11 protein-coding genes are annotated in these 15982 nt (G+C 42.3%); 6 read left to right on the top strand and 5 right to left on the bottom strand.

Annotated features, from left to right (window positions below; all coding sequences use genetic code 11):
• Window positions 1-670: 670 nt before the first annotated feature.
• A complete protein-coding gene (locus DP114_RS01080; protein ID WP_171975222.1) occupies window positions 671-1501 on the top strand; it encodes a carbohydrate ABC transporter permease in 831 nt (276 codons plus the stop codon).
• A 23-nt stretch (window positions 1502-1524) separates the two neighbouring features.
• Here DP114_RS01080 and DP114_RS01075 read toward each other — a convergent pair whose 3' ends face one another.
• The 4 genes from DP114_RS01075 to DP114_RS01060 form a co-directional block, all read right to left on the bottom strand.
• Window positions 1525-2421 (bottom strand): hypothetical protein, encoded by an 897-nt coding sequence (locus tag DP114_RS01075; protein WP_169265434.1) that lies wholly within the window; start codon window positions 2419-2421, stop codon window positions 1525-1527.
• 109 nt (window positions 2422-2530) lie between these two features.
• Window positions 2531-3637 carry a PstS family phosphate ABC transporter substrate-binding protein gene (locus DP114_RS01070; protein ID WP_171975221.1) on the bottom strand — a complete coding sequence of 369 codons (1107 nt, stop codon included), beginning with the start codon at window positions 3635-3637 and terminating at the stop codon, window positions 2531-2533.
• A gap of 39 nt (window positions 3638-3676) precedes the next feature.
• Window positions 3677-4051, bottom strand: coding sequence for a hypothetical protein (locus DP114_RS01065; protein ID WP_169265436.1), 375 nt, complete (start codon window positions 4049-4051; stop codon window positions 3677-3679).
• 351 nt (window positions 4052-4402) lie between these two features.
• Window positions 4403-8668, bottom strand: a complete 4266-nt coding sequence (locus DP114_RS01060) for an acetate and sugar kinases/Hsc70/actin family protein (RefSeq protein WP_171975220.1) — start codon at window positions 8666-8668, stop codon at window positions 4403-4405.
• Between the two features lie 442 nt (window positions 8669-9110).
• On the opposite strand from DP114_RS01060, the gene DP114_RS01055 reads away from it, so the two are divergent.
• From DP114_RS01055 to DP114_RS01040, 4 genes are all read left to right on the top strand, one after another.
• A complete protein-coding gene (locus DP114_RS01055; RefSeq protein WP_169265437.1) occupies window positions 9111-9809 on the top strand; it encodes a Crp/Fnr family transcriptional regulator in 699 nt (232 codons plus the stop codon).
• Window positions 9810-9848: 39 nt separating this feature from the next.
• On the top strand, window positions 9849-10508 hold the full coding sequence (locus tag DP114_RS01050) for a DUF2232 domain-containing protein (protein WP_169265438.1): 660 nt from the start codon (window positions 9849-9851) through the stop codon (window positions 10506-10508).
• A 195-nt stretch (window positions 10509-10703) separates the two neighbouring features.
• Window positions 10704-12056, top strand: coding sequence for a nicotinate-nucleotide--dimethylbenzimidazole phosphoribosyltransferase (locus DP114_RS01045; RefSeq protein WP_171975219.1), 1353 nt, complete (start codon window positions 10704-10706; stop codon window positions 12054-12056).
• Between the two features lie 379 nt (window positions 12057-12435).
• Entirely contained in the window at window positions 12436-13677 is a 1242-nt protein-coding gene (locus tag DP114_RS01040) for an RNA-guided endonuclease InsQ/TnpB family protein (RefSeq protein WP_171975218.1), read from the top strand.
• An 80-nt stretch (window positions 13678-13757) separates the two neighbouring features.
• On the opposite strand, the gene DP114_RS01035 is transcribed toward DP114_RS01040, so the two are convergent.
• Window positions 13758-14141 (bottom strand): hypothetical protein, encoded by a 384-nt coding sequence (locus DP114_RS01035; protein ID WP_171975217.1) that lies wholly within the window; start codon window positions 14139-14141, stop codon window positions 13758-13760.
• Window positions 14142-14818: 677 nt separating this feature from the next.
• Here DP114_RS01035 and DP114_RS01030 point away from each other — a divergent pair.
• Entirely contained in the window at window positions 14819-15964 is a 1146-nt protein-coding gene (locus tag DP114_RS01030) for an extracellular solute-binding protein (RefSeq protein WP_169265442.1), read from the top strand.
• Window positions 15965-15982 lie beyond the last annotated feature (18 nt).

Genomic DNA, 15982 nt, shown 5'->3' with positions numbered 1-15982 from the left:
ACGCACTGGCTCCCAAGGGTTAACTTTCCGAGTGCCCCTCGGTAGTTGGATATTCCAAAATTTGTTTGATTTAAATTCTGATCGTCTAGCCCCCATGTAGACGCAAAGCGGCTTCCCGAAGGGTAGATTTTACCTATTCCTGGCTTTGAACTAGTACTCTACCAAGGCAACTTTGAGGGGAAGAAAAAAAACCACAAAGACGCAAAGAACGCAAAGGAAGAGGAAAAATGGATCGAGCTTTCTAGTCGTCTGGGTCATGGATCTAGTGTTATTCGCCTAATACCGTTTCACTTTAACGTTGATACATATGGGGGAGTAGGGGGAGTAGGTGAGACAGCGCTCTTGGTAGGGTTTCCCGACAGCCAGGCGACTGCGTAAGCGCAAGCGCACGAATCGAGCGTTGCAAGAGCGTCTGTGCAGGAGATACGCGTAAGCGTGTCCCTTTGGGACTTACAAAGTAGCGTCTGTGCAGGAGATACCCGAAGGGGGAAGTGAAATGTATCAGGATTTTCGTGAAAGGGTATAACTTTTTGTGTTGAGGCTGCAATCCATGAATTGGATTCTCATCGCCGAAGACGATCCCCGTATTACTTGCCTTTGCGGGAAACGAGAAATTGGTTGCCGTCTGCGAACATGAGAATAGAACCAACAGACATGAAATTCTTGGCAGATGACTAATTTAAAAATCCAAAATCGTTTATTAATCTACGTACCATTGGTGGTTATAGCAGTATTAACGCTATTTCCCCTGTTTTGGCTAATCAGTACAGCGTTAAAATCCTCAACCGAAAATATTTTTCAATCCCCCCCGCAGTTATTGCCAAGTCAACCAACCATCGATAATTTTGTCAATGTTTGGCAGACAAATCCCTTTGGGCAATACCTATTCAACAGTACCTTGGTGGCGGTGCTGACTGTATGCTTAAATCTAATTTTTTGCGCTTTAGCTGCTTACCCATTGGCAAGATTGTCTTTTCCAGGCAGAGACTGGATTTTTCTAGCCATTGTTTGCACGATTATGATTCCTTTTCAAATCGTGATGATTCCGCTATACATTTTGACAGTCCAGTTGGGTTTAAGAAATACTTATTTGGGAATCATTTTTCCTGATTTAGCTTCTGCTTTTGGGATTTTTCTGTTGCGACAAGCTTTTATGAGTGTCCCTAAAGAGATGGAAGAAGCAGCACGCATGGATGGCTGTTCGGAGTTAGGCATCTGGTGGCATGTTATGATTCCGGCAATTCGTCCAGCACTCGTCACTCTGTCAATTTTTGTATTTATTGCTTCTTGGAGCGACTTTCTATGGCCTTTAATAGTTATTCAAGATGAAAACTTATACACTCTTCCTTTAGGAGTTGCCAAGCTTGCGGGTACATTTTCCTTGAACTGGCGGTTAGTCGCCGCAGGTTCAGTCATTTCTATCGCTCCAGTACTATTACTATTTCTGTTTTTACAACGCTACATTGTCCCCACAGAAACTGCTAGCGGTGTCAAAGGTTGACGCTCCTTGTGGCACAAAAATGATTAACGTACAAAATTGCCAAAATGCTCTGGTTGTGGAGTCGTTGGAGGTGAAGTATTTTGCCAGAGTGATTTATTTGGTTGGTTCTGAGAGGATGTCATCTGAAAAAATACGTAGATGAAAACTATCACTGCCAAACTCGTTATTACACCAAAGCCTATTCCCAACAGCAAAATAAAATTTCTACGAAGTACCAAAAGATCATTCTCAGCGCTTTTGTCAGCAGTAAATAGTTCTTGAGATTCGACTGGTAACGACACTTCGCTAATCCTTCGTTTTTCTGTGACTGGAATCAAAGGAAGCAAAGTAGGGTTAAGAGCGCTTTTGTCAGCAGTAAATAGTTCTTGAGATTCGACTGGTAACGATAGTTCGATAACCCCTTCGTGTTCCTTCGCCGGGATAAATAAATCTATGAATTTTCCCTGCTTAAGGTTCATATGAATTTGCTGACGGGTTTCCCAGGAAATCAACACTCCTGGCTTCGCCTCCTGATAACTACTCACGTCTTTTAGAATCAGGGGTTTTAAAGAATTTGAAAACTTGTGGCGTTCCACCAGTGTTAATGGTCCCTTTTGCAGGCAAGCACAAACTTTTTCAACCTGGAAAGAGTGTAGTGGTTTGGTTAGGTGGTAGCAAATAAAGTACGGTATGTGACTGTAATTAGTGTTATCCCACTCATCGTTGTACAGCCAGCCAAACAACCAATCCTCTAGAGTAACCTGAAGAAGATAAGCAGCTCTGTCACTATGGTTTCTACACTCAAAAGCCTTCCAGTAGCGGAAAACCACCTTTTTAAGAAACGTTTGCTGAATGTCCAAGGGAACCTGCTCACTGGTAAGCAGCTCAAAGCCCACATTAGTAAAGCTAGTATAAACTAGTAAATTGAGAGGCAAATCCATGTTTAATAGGATTCATTGCGGAGGTTTATATATTCTTCCTTTGTGTCTTGTGAAGTATGCATGCTGCTTTCATCTAATGTAACTGTATACACAAAGGAATCATACAAATTTAAGGAACTCTAACGAATCCAGCCTGCTCAATTGCCTTTTGCCCTTGCTCAGTTAGTAAAAGTTTGGCATAGGCTTCTCCTGCTCGCTCTTCGGGACCATTGTTATGCTTAATAATCACAAACAGGTTTGTGGTGAGTGGATAGCTGCCATTTTTGATTGCTTGAGTATTGAGCTGATTACGCTTGCGTATGCACTCCTCGTTTGGCACTTTGGGTTGGCGGTAGGGGGGAATGAGCGAAGTCGGAGTCTGACCAAGTGGCAAAGACCTCACACTACATTGAGGGACTAGTGTACGAGCAGAAGCGTAATACAAACCGCCTGGAATTTTATTGAGTTGGCGCAGCGCTTGTGTAGTAGAGTGGACATACTGGACGTTAGAGCTAAATCCTTGATTATTTAAGTCTTTGTTGGTTGATGTGCCGCTTGATTTGTTGGTTGAAAATATTAGTGTATCTGCGTCTTCTGGATGTTGGGCAAAAGGAGTGATGGGTAAGTCTGGTCCATCAACTTGTTTCCAGTTTGTAATTTCTCCATGATAAATTTGTTGCAATTGGTCAACTGTTAAACCGGGCACCGTGAGTGATGGGTTCACCACTACGGCTATTCCATCAATACCAACTTGACGTTGTTCAAGCGTGAAGCCTCGCTGCTTGGCTGTGTTCAACTCTTCAACTGTTACCGGACGAGAAGACTGTGCAAAATCCAATTGCCCGTTAAGCAACATACGAATGCCTGAACCGGAACCAGGACTGCCGTTTGTCGGTCTTACGTAATTTAACTGCAATTCTGGATGAGCATTTTGAATTTGAGAATCTATTAATTGTCGAATAGGTGCCCAGGCTGTACTGCCACCGTATTTGAATGAACCGATAGGAATATCAGCACCTGTCTCAAAGGCTAATTTAGGACTAGAGCTAGAGATAGTGTTTGTACTTTGACTAGGCAAAGAGTCAATGCTGTTGGTAATCAACAAGCGTGGGCGCACTAGCCACCAGAACAGTCCACCAATAACCACAAGTGTCAATATTTTACCAATAATTAAGCCTCGTAGAAGGAGTGCCATTTCTCCTTGAATGACGATTTTTTTTCGGTTTGTATTGTCCATAATTTTTTATAGACCCTCCTAGAGAGAATCTGAGAGTATTCAATAGCCATCATGTACTTGTGTACACCAGAAGGAATGAAAAAACTTTTCTTCCCTTCTGCCATCTGCCACGGCAGTTACTAACTCCTGCACGCCTACGCTGCTTTGTATGTCTACGAGACGCCTTACGGAAGAGCGCATGATTGCGTGCGCTTTGCGCTTACAAGTCGGGCATTGCCCACTGTTAGCACCTGCCTCCTCTGCCTTTTTCAAGTCGAGCTTGCAGACTGTTGTTTCTCCTTGGCTGAAAATGTCAAGCAGAATGAATTGGTTACCCTGAATCGTTGTAAATATTTCTGTATTAATATGGCTGTTATTTATAAGATTAGTATTTTTCGCCCAGATCCATACAGAAATATTTTTTGTAAAAAACAAAATTTAGGTAAAGTTGAAAACTATGATTTTTGTCCGAAAAGCCACTCTCCAGAGAGAGGTATATGCACACTTTTTTGTTCTGAGACTTTGATTTGGTAGATGCTTTCGAGGTGATTGGCAATTAGCCTACTTTGATTTGCTATAGATATACGAGATTATCACATCTTGCTTTCAGGAACCAGAAATGATACAAAAAAATGTGGAAAATGACAAAACTGTCTACCGTTCGCCTAAAAGTTTATTTTTCGTTGTCGACACTGCCAGTCCTGTTGCAGGAAGCAAACTGGGCAGTGTCTAACAAAGTTCAACTTTGTCTAACGGTTGTCCAAGTGTTGTGGAACGGACAAAGTGCTAATCAACAACTCCCAACGCGAAATTAACTGTGTAAGGTTCCTCTAGGGATTGCTGAATACTAGGTTTAATGGCGTCGAGATAACGAGCAACAGCCTGGAGTCGTTCGGTATTGGGACGAAAAGTGAGACTTCCTTGTTTTTCAAAAAGTGGTGCGCCTGTGATCGCCTTATAGTTAGAATTTTCACACGAACCTTGGGTGAGCCAGATGGCATCTATGCTGGTGGGGACTAAGCCAGAAGGTAACTCACCTTCCAAGAAAGCCAGCAGACGTTGCTCACAACTGCGGGTATTAATGCCACGATTCTCTAATAACTGGATAACTTCGCTAAAGGATATGGCTCTTGATGGCAAAATTCGCAGCAATTCTGTGAACAGGAAATAGTCGGTGTACTGTTGTCTGGGAACGTCTAAGACTTGAGGATGCAGCGGGAGTACTGCTAAACCATATGCAACCCGACTGCAATTGGGAGAGCCATTTTCACCAAGATACAAATCTTGGATAATTTTAGCGTTGGGCAGTTTCTGCCGCAGCCAACGACTCACCGCCGCAACACAAGCAACCCCACCTGTGAGGATAGCTTGATTTATTGCTTCTGTTGGTATGCCTTTGGCAACAAGTAACCGATTAATTTCTCGGTTGAGGCGTCGAACAAATGGCACAAACACCTGGCTTTCTAAGTCTCGTCGCTGCAAAACCCATTGCTGATCTGCCAGTTCTAGAGTAAAAGATTCTTGGTGTTGCAAAATCAGCTTGAGAGCGATCGCCGCCTCAATAATCGCCTTTCCTAAAAGTGAACTTTCTAAGCGTTGCTGTAGGCGAATGCGTTCTCCAACATCTGGTTCCCCAGCCCGAGGCAAATTCAATTCTTCCAAGCTTAAACTAGAAAACGACATCTGATCTAAACCAGGAATTGATGGTTGCCAATTATTGGATTTTGTGGTATACGTTTTGGTATCTTCTTGAGAAATCGTGCGTAGTTGTCGCCATTTAGATGGCAATAGCAATTGACAAATAATGTCCTGCTCTAATTCTTTGCCAGCATAAGCAAAACCGTGAAGCATAAAATCACTATGGGTGAGGTATTCTAAGTTTTGCGGCAAATCAACTAACGCCATTTCTGTTGCAGCAGCACCGATATTAAGGACGAAAGTATTACCCACAACAGGGCGATCGCTGCTTCTTGCAGAACGAGTCCCCTGATGATCTGTAATTTTGACGATTTCACCTTCAGCGCCATCAAGTTCTGACAGCAAACAAGCAATCCCTTCCTCCAAGAAAAAGACTTGTTCCGGATGCTGCACTAATTTGCTGATAAGTATAGCTTCTCGGATGTTAAAGCGATATTGTTCCGACCAGTTGGATGGGCAAGTGCAAATAACACCAGTAATTTCATTGATAATACCACGGAAGGTTTCTTGCTCTAGACCAACAGCGGCTGCAGTTAAACCCAACGTCGTGCTGCTGCGATCCGAGGTGAATGTTAACAGCAATTTCGAGAGCGATCGCACAACCCAAACCAATGGAACAGTATAAGATTCGTTTAATTGCAAAACTGGTTCCCATTTTTGTCCTTCACTCTTGTAAGGTAAGGCAATTTGCAGATAGGGTTTCAACTGCGCTGAGAATAAGTTATCCGTTGCAGCACCTAACTGAGGTGATCCAGAACCCGTAGCCATATTCTCAGGTACTTTTTCTTCAGCTACAGCCCCTGGTGGTGTCGCATCTTGTGCAAAAGAGTTTTCTGTTTCGCCGCCAGTCACCGAAGCAGTTGGCAGATAAACTTCTGCTGGTAAACGAAACGACCGTTTTATAAAAGTTGCTTCCTCTTGGGTTTGTGCTGCTGACCAGTACAGAGGATACACCTGTGTTGTGGAGCGATTTAACAAAGCAGCAGAAATTCCGGTTGTACCCAAATCAATTCCTAAATACCAAACAGATTTACGGGCTTCGTTATTTATTGAACCAGAAATGAAGACAGAAGAAGCGTCGATTTCTTCTGTTACCACATTTTTTTCGAGTTTTGCTTGTGGTTCTATTGTGCTTGAGTTTGGCTCAGTCTCTGCTTGTTCTTGATTTTCGCTTTGAGTGAAAGGGTGCAACAGAGCATTTATCTCCCCATCAAAACTTGCTAAATCCAGTTCCAACTGCTCCAACTGCGCTTCTTCCAAGGAAATATCAACCATTTCTGTAGATTGATTTTCTTCTTGAAATAGCACATTCTCTTGTGGCGAACCAGGAACGTTGTTATCTGACGACTCTTGTACATCACGATTTTGAATCTCAGCGGTTGTTGATTCAACAACATTGTGTGGAGGAGTTTCTAGGGTTTCTGAAGTGATAGGTGCTGTGCTTACTGTAAGTGACTGCTCGCGGTTTATATCAGCCAATAAATCAGTCAACACTGTAATTATATTTTCAGTTGTTGGACTAACTGGGCTGGTACTGTCAAAAGAAACAACTTGAGTGTACTCTTCCACAGACGGTAATTCTGGCAATATATTTTCCCGAGGAATGGATGATTGTTCTGTAGTTTCCAAGTTCAGACCTTGTGTCTGTTTTGGCTCATCGGTACTGAGTTTTACAAGATCCGCTTCTAGTTCCTCCAACCAGGGATCTGGAATTTCAACAACAGAATCAACTTGTTGTTCTTGATTTGTTGCAGCGTTTGGATAAGTTTGTGAGAGATTCGACACTGGTGAAGCTGGTACTTGCGGTGCTTCAAAAGTTATCTCATACAGGAACTCTGATTGTGGTTGAGGAGTTACAGTTGGTGGCGAAGTGTTGGCAGATGAGATAAGTGTTGGTTGGTCAGATGATAACTCATTTGTGACATTTGTGTCGGTCTGCGTCACATCTTTGTCATCATCAGTTGTTACCGCCGGTCTAGTTGTTGTTTGTCCCTCAAAAAATTCATCTATAAAAGTTGTCAAATCAATGGCATCAAGTTCAGATAATTTATTTGTGATATCTATAACATTTGTAACTTGACTTTCAGCAGGTGTGGTTGTGGTTTGCTCAAATAACTCATCTGTAAATTCAGGGAATGTAGGAGTAGATGATTTTTCTGTGATATCCGTGACTTCACTGGGCGCTGATACAGTTGGCGTTGGCTGAGCAAAGAAGTCATCCGTGATATCAGTGACTTGAGGTGTTGGCACATCTGTGACGTCAACACCAAACAGACTGGCATATAGTTGGTCTACTTGATCACGAATCAATGGAGAACTACCCTGGTGTACAGCACTAATATCAGCAGTCTCTACAAAGCTTTGTGTGTCTTGCCTGTCCAGAAAAACGACTGCATTTAAATCTGATGCATTCGCACTGCCCTGTTGTCCTTCCAAGCTAAGTACTTGGTTATTTGGTGTTACTTCAGATAGTTCTGAAGCTAACTGATTAGATTCTACTAACTGTGGTGTTTCATCTTTTATATTCTCAACAGACGGTTGGTTGATGGAAGTTTGTTGTTGCAACTGCTGCGTAAAATTGGTGATTAAACTTGCCAGTAACTGTTCCCCTTGCACTCCTTTGCTGTGCATTCTCGCCAGCGCCTGGGACAAAGACTCGTGATAAGTGTGAATATTGCCTTGTAATGCCTCAAAAACAACATTCACAGTTCCATCAAGAGCGAGTAACTTTTGATCTAATTTGTTTGTAAGTCTTGATAATCGTTCCACTTGCTCTGGTGACTCAACTACAGGTAGAGTCGAAGAAGTTGCAGGTTCTGTATGATCTTGATGAGTTGTCACCAAATGCTGGATTTGAGAATTGACTCCAGTTTCTGTCGTTGATAGTGTAACATCAGACACAACGCGGCTTTTTAGCACCTGCAAAAATTCGGAAATCATCCGCTCCTGATTCGCCAATTGCTGTGCTAAGGAGTAGTTATGCAGGCGTTTTTGTTCTAATTGCCTAATTTCTTCGGCAAGATTTGATCGCTGTTGCAATAGTACTTTGATTTCTTCTTGTAACGGTGCCAGTACTACGGCAAATGGATTGTTTTCTTGTCCTGCCACAACATTAATATTTTCCTGTTGCTGTAAAGATTGCTGCTGTGGCAAAGATTGTTGTGATTGTAGCTCCTCGTAGGTTTGAACTTGAGGATAACTTTCTGATAAATTGACTAAAAAGTCGCGAATTCGTTCTAAAACTTGCCGTAGTTCTGATCCTTGATTAGAGAAAAGTCTAGGTAGACGCTTGTTGGTGAGTAAGCGGTCAATGTCTGCAATCAGTTGTTGAGTTTCTGTTGCGCGGGAAGTCACGTTAATTTACCTTATCTAGAATTTTAACTCAGGTGGCGATAGAAAATTTTTTAACTGTTGCAACTATGTTAGGCATTAAACGGGTATCCGGCAATATTATTGTAGTTTGCAGCAAAACAGCTAAAGATTATAGGGTAGCAAAAATTCATGACCATGAGTATTATTTATTTAGCTTGCCTATAGTTTTGAGTTGTAAGTATTTAAGTTTACAGTGCTGCTAGTCTTCAATCTGGGAACTGTAAGCTGTAGACTATTTATTATTGCCATACTTTTGCGAATTTTTTTGCGACAACGCAATACTTTTGCTAAAAAACGATTGGCTCGCTTTATTGTGTAACATAGTTTATTCTTAGATTTTAATGCCTGTACTTTAATAGCCTAGGCTTATAAAAGTAGCGTTATTTTTTGTGTATATTACAGCTTTTATCAACAAAATGTCGTAATGGAAGACCGGTATAGCGTACAAGCACTTACCAATCCCTTAAGGTATTTGGCACCCTTTTTCCAAGGGTTACCTGAAACCGTTGTAGAACAAGCACTTACTCATCTAGTAACCCGCACTCATCCAGCAAATCAAGTGATTTTGTTAGAAAATGACTGGGGGGGGTCCGTATATTTTATTATAGAGGGTTGGGTAAAAATACGGACTTATAACTTAGAAGGCAAAGAGGTAACACTGAATATTCTTGGCAAAGGAGAATTATTTGGTGAAATGGCAGCTCTTGATGAAGTACCTCGTTCCACTGACGTCATTACGCTAACTTCTACGATCATTGGTAGTATGCCAGCACAAGATTTCGTCAAGTTACTTCAAACAGAACCAATGGCGGGAGTCCGACTGGCGCAACTGATGGCACGTCGTTTGCGTCAAATAAACCGGCGATTGCGCTTAAGGGAATCTGACAGTCAATCGCGGGTAGCAGATACGTTATTGTTTTTAGCAGAGGGGCAGGGAAAGAAAGGAGAAGAGGGAATCAAAATTCCGAATTTACCTCACAGGGAATTGAGTAGTTTAAGTGGGCTGGCAAGGGAAACAGTTACACGAGTCTTGACTAGACTGGAAAAAAAAGGATTGATTAAACGAGAGCAAGAGGTGATTTGTATTCCCGATTTGTCAGCCTTAGAAAAAATGATCGTTTAACAGTTGCTCGTTCTTCTCATCTTACCTCCTTTGAAATTAATGGTCAGGCAAACAAAAGACTCTAACAAAAACTCTATGAAGCTGGAAGTGCCGTTAAGAATGGTGGAAACGGCGTTTTTAGCAAGCACCGCTAGCTTGATTTGGTTTATTAATTTTTACTTTCCTTTAGGACCTGTATTACGAATATTTTTTCCCGTGCCGATCGCCCTAGTATACCTTCGCTGGGGCAAACGAGCGGCATGGATGGCGGCGCTCACATGTGGATTGCTGCTTTCGGTGCTGATGGGACCAGTCCGCAGTCTACTGTTTGTCATCCCCTTTGCCTTTATGGGCGTACTTTTAGGATCAACATGGAATCGTCGGGTTCCTTGGATTGTTTCCATCACCTTGGGTGCACTATTGGGAACCATTGGAGTCTTTTTTCGTATATGGTTGATGTCTGTGCTGACTAGTGAAGACCTTTGGATTTATGTCATCAACCAAGTGACGGACTTTATAGAGTGGGTTATTCTCAAACTGGGAATTTTGGTGAATCCCAGTGTATTTTGGATTCAAGTGGGGGCGATCGCCTTAATTATCTTCAACAACTTTATCTACTTATTTACAGTACACTTAGCAGCATGGCTGCTGTTGGATCGCCTTGGTAACCCCATCCCTCGCCCCCCACGCTGGGTGCAAGTGATCATGGATTATGAATGATGGTCAACAATTAGGGGTGTAAGGGGGAACAGAGAACAGCGAACAGAGAACAGCGAACAGAGAACAGCGAACAGAGAACAGCGAACAGAGAACAGCGAACAGAGAACAGCGAACAGAGAACAGCGAACAGCGAACAGCGAACAGCGAACCCCTACACTCCCTGTGTTTCTTGAAAGTACTAATAACTAATGACTAATGACCAATGACTTTATTCGTATTTATACTCAGACTGATCAGGCTGAGGAATGGATAACAAAATATCGCGGTTGTTTACCGGTATTTGCCTGTGTTTTAGGATTTACTGAAACTGGTTTGATTCCTGGAATTTCCGCAGCTGGTCGTACTTGTGAGGATAGAAAATACACCGCTTGTGCAGATGCTGAGTTTTTATATTATGGTGCAAAACATAAACCGAAATATTCTTTACCACCATTAGCGGCTGGGGCGTCTCCTGTGATCATTTCCCGCGCTGTGGTTGAGGCGCTAAATATTCCACTTTATTTATTCAATGCTGGTTTACCTCAGTCCCCTGCTGTCCCAGCTATTGATTTAGGTGGTTCTTCAGCTAGGTGTTTAAGTCAAGGCGCTGCTATGGAACTTGCAACGGTACACCACTTGTTCAAGCAGGGGTTGCTTTGGGGAGAACGACTGGGTAAAGAAATCCAAAATCGATATTTTATTTTGAGCGAGTGTGTCGTAGGAGGAACGACAACCGCCTTAGCAATTTTAACTGGCTTAGGCATACCAGCAGTCGGAAAGGTTAACAGCTCTCACCCAGTTTGCAATCACGCGCAAAAGTGGGCAGTGGTGGAGGCTGGGCTGGAGAAGATGAGGAGTCGAAGACAAGCAGAGGAGGAAAGGAAGGAAGGAGGGAAGGAAGGAAAAAAGGATATTTTCCCACACCCTTCGGGTATCTCCTGCCCAGACGCTACGCGAACGCAGTCGCCTCTGTCGGGAAACCCGTCATTCGCGCTGTCTCACTCCCACACTCCCACACTCGCACACTCTCACACTCCGCTATCCTCATCCCCTGCTTCCATTGATCCCCTTGATTTAGTTGCAGCAGTGGGCGACCCCATGCAAGTTGTAGTTGCTGGGATGGCGATCGGCCTTAGCCGCAGTTGTGGTGTTTTGCTTGCTGGTGGAACACAAATGCTAGCAGTATATGCACTGATCAGTGCCATTACTCAAGTTTATGCTTTGTCCTGGCGACCAGAAGAAGTTCTTATCGGAACAACCCGTTGGGTAGCACAAGACCTTACGGGGGGCACAATTGAACTAGCCCAGCTAGTTGGTAAGAGCAACATGACTCCTAACGGAGTGACTCCACCGCTACTAGCGACTGAACTGAGTTTTGCTGATTCCCGTTATCCTCAACTAAGAGCCTACGAGCACGGTTTTGTCAAAGAAGGTGTCGGCGCTGGGGGCGCTTGTATAGCTGCTCATCTAGTGCAAGGTTGGCAGCAACATCAACTTTTGCAAGCAATTGAACACCAATTAGAGCAATATGAAAAGGAGTCAAAATACACAACTCAGAATTCTCAATGATCCCATGTCTAGAAGCCAGGGGTCAGAATTCAGAATATAGCCAAGCAAAAAACATGCTTTTGTCAAGCTTTAGAAGAATTTTGCATTTGGTTTATATGTAAATCGAACAAGAATGCAATGAAATTAGCTAAAAACTGCGTAGAAATTTTCAACCTGAGTTGCTATGGCGGGAGTTCTAATGTTCTTGGTTGGTTAACTGATGGGGAGTTTGAGGGGCTATAAGTCCCGCGCCATACCCTGAGCGAAGTCGAAGGGTTGGCGTCGGGATACATGGATCCCTCATGAAAAAAGGTAGCATTCAATATGCTGCCTTTTTTCTATTTCTAGAAACCTCTAACAGATGAATGAAGTCTGTTAGAATGTCTAAGGAGGTGATTAAATGCTTTCGTTGACTTACAGCTACCGGATTTACCCAGACGCCGCTCAAGAAGCAAGAATCCTAACTTGGATGGAATCGTGCCGTAAGGTGTACAATTATGCTTTGCGAGAACGAAAAGACTGGATAAGTTCTAGAAAGTGTGCGGTCAACGCTTGTTCTATTCGCTCCGAATATATCATCCCTGCTGACACGCCATACCCTGACTATTACAAACAACAGAATGCGCTGACGCCAATTAAAAAGGATAATCCAGAGCTTCAAGATGTTCAATCTCAAGTGTTGCAAGACGCACTGAAACGACTTGATAAAGCATTCAAGTTCATGATGGAGCGCGGTTTTGGATTCCCTCGGTTTAAAAAGTTTGGTCAGTATCGTTCTTTTGTGTTTCCACAGTTTAAATCTAACCCTGTTACGGGTTTTCAAATTAAACTGCCAAAAATTGGGGCAGTGCCAATCAATTTGCATCGCCCAATTCCTGATGGATTTGTAGTCAAACAGGTCAGGGTTATCAATAAAGCATCGGGATGGTACGCTCAATTGGTTCTGCAATCTGATGTTTCCGTACCTGACATTCTGCCGAATAGTAGTTCTATAGGCATTGATGTTGGGTTGGAGAAGTTTTTGGCTGCGTCTAATGGATTATTGGTAGAAAGACCCCGGTTTTTCAATTCTTTGCAAAGCGAGCTTAGATGGCTGCAACGCAAGTTGAAAAACAAAACTAAAGGCTCTGCCAATTACCGAAAAGTGCAGCATAAAATACGTAGATTGTATGAACGTATTTATGATACGCGCAAACAGTTCCATATCAATACTGCTCACGCACTTTGCAATGGTGTAGGTATGGTTTTCGCTGAAGACGTCAACCTTAAAGCAACAAGTCGAGGTATGTTAGCAAAGCATTGCCTTGATGAGCCAGTGCGTTGCGGGGGTTCCCCCCGTTGTAGCACCTGGCGTGCTGCTTGGGGTAGTTTCCTAGAAATCCTTTCCTGGGTTTGTTGGAAACGCAGGGTCTATTTCGCTAAAGTCAATCCGAATGGGACTAGTCAAACCTGCCCTCAATGCGGAAACCATACCGGGAAAAAGAAATTGTTTGAACGTGTTCACGTGTGTCATGAATGTGGATATACAACAGACCGCGATGTTGCTGCCGCTATGGTGGTAGAACAAAGAGGTCTTGCAGCTGCGGGACTCGCAGTCAAGCTGCCTGTGGAGGTAACGCTAACGCCGGGGATTTCGGTCTAGGCACGACCAATGAAGCAGGAAAGCCCAACCGCAAGATTGGGAAGTTTGCGCCATAATCTTTGATTTGGCGCAGGAGGATGTCACGAATGAATTCTTTTGAGCAGTAATTGTTCTTCCAGAGCAGCGATGCGATTGTATGCTGCTGTTAATTGGGCTGTCAGCCGTTGGATTTGAATTTCTGGTGTTATACTTTTATCTCCGCCTTGAAAATTCGTGCTGTCTGGATAAATGCCATCTATGATGACATCCTTATGTTCAAGCTCTGAACTGAAACTGGTTAGCCCTTTTAACTGATAGCGCTTTGCTTCGCTATTTTCCAAGAAATTATTCTGAGCCTCTTGTCCTTTGACTAGGCAGCCTTCTGATAAAGCTTGAGAAACTTTACTATCAAGCTGCGAAATCACCTCACAGAGGGCATCCAGTTTGTTACTCAGAGTTTGGACCTGCTTTTGTAATGGCTCCATTGAATACCCTCATCCGCTTACTTTATCTATAGTATTCAATCTATTGACCATGTTAACTATACTTATGATTTTTTTAACTTTTAATATGTTCTGTTGAAATGCAATACTTAAATTTTTAATTTTAAATATTTCTATATATTCTCTAGAAGTCTTAGTAACATTTTTTATTTACAAAAATTAAATTAGCAGATTTTTTTGGAAAAATACTTACGCTTAACGTTTTCTTGGTGCTGAGTGCATAGGCTGAGTTCTCAGTAAATCCCTCCTGATAAATCCTTTGGATTCTGCGATGATCGCCCATGCTTGGGCCATAAATAAATTCACGATGTAAAACCTTGACCTCAGCACCTTCATTTTTAGGGACTGTAAAACAAAAAGTCAGACACTGCGTACTCAATAACTGGCTGTTTCGGTGAATAATTACTTACGTAAAATATAACTAATAGCTTACATCGGTATCAAGTAAAAAAAGGAAATTTCAAATCGGATTGTCAAAAAACTCTGACAATTCGCGATATTGACTAGTATGCCCTAAAAATAAATATCTTTTCATATAAAAATAGAAATTATAAATCAAGCGATAGAGATATCTTTGAATGGTCTAAGTTAATTCTTGCTACACTTAGGTTTGTAAAACTGCTACTATTAACGCTTTTCCAAGCTAAAAGTCAAAATCAATGGAGCGACGGTCTTTTTTGCTAGGTACAAGTACACTCGCGCTTTCACAACTGCTTGTTGGGTGTGCTAACAACAAACAAGTGTTAAACGTGGAAATATTGCAAGGTTCAATCCCTGGTCAGATAGTTAATCAATTCAGCCGCTTGCAACCCAAAGTGCAATTAAAATTTACTCCTGTAGAGCAATTACACGATTTATTTCAACAATTGCAAACTTGGCAGAAAAAAACGAATAGCACTGATGAGGAAGGATGGCGTCGCTTCGTACCATTTGTGAAATCTCAAAAAGTTACCAAAGCTGATTTAGTCACTTTAGGAGATTACTGGATAAGTTATGCAATTGAGAAGAAACTCATACAACCACTGGATGTGACAAAGATAAAACAGTGGTCTGGTTTGCCCAAAAAATGGCAGGAATTGGTAACACGTAACGACAAAGGTTTGGTGGATACCAAAGGAAACGTTTGGGCTGTTCCTTACCGTTGGGGTAGTACGGTGATGATTTATCGCCGAGATAAGTTCCAAGAATTAGGTTTGACGCCGCCGAGAGATTGGAGTGATTTATGGAATGAGAAACTCCAAGGGCGCATTTCTCTTTTAAATCAACCACGGGAAGTTATTGGTCTAGTTTTAAAAAAGGTGGGAAAATCTTACAATACAGAAAACTTAAATACAGTTCCAAATTTAGAAAAGGAATTACAACTATTAAATCAACAGGTAAAATTTTACGATTCTACTAGATACTTGGAACCTCTACTTATTGGGGATACTTGGTTAGCAGTTGGCTGGTCAAGCGATGTTGTATCAATGATTGGGCGCTATCCACAACTTGAGGTGGTAGTTCCTCAGTCAGGTACAGCACTTTCGGCAGATGTATGGGTAACTCCCGCAGATCAAGGTAAGCAATCTTTTTTATATCAATGGATAGATTTTTGTTTAAACCCTGACGTTGCTGAAAAAATATCTTTACTAACTAAAACAAATTCACCAATTCCCACAAAAATTACTGCTGCTGATTTTCAAGAACCTTTACGCAGCTTGTTACCTATGAAACCTGAAGTGTTTGAGAAAAGTGAATTTTTACTTCCTTTTTCTCAATTAGTAACGGATCAATATGAATCTTTATTCGCCAAAATGAAGGGGTGATCATAGAGTGAGGAGGAC

It is taken from the genome of Brasilonema sennae CENA114 (assembly GCF_006968745.1).
GTDB lineage: Bacteria > Cyanobacteriota > Cyanobacteriia > Cyanobacteriales > Nostocaceae > Brasilonema > Brasilonema sennae.
Note: the sequence above shows the minus strand (reverse complement) of the source record. Positions and strands in the feature narration are given on the sequence as shown.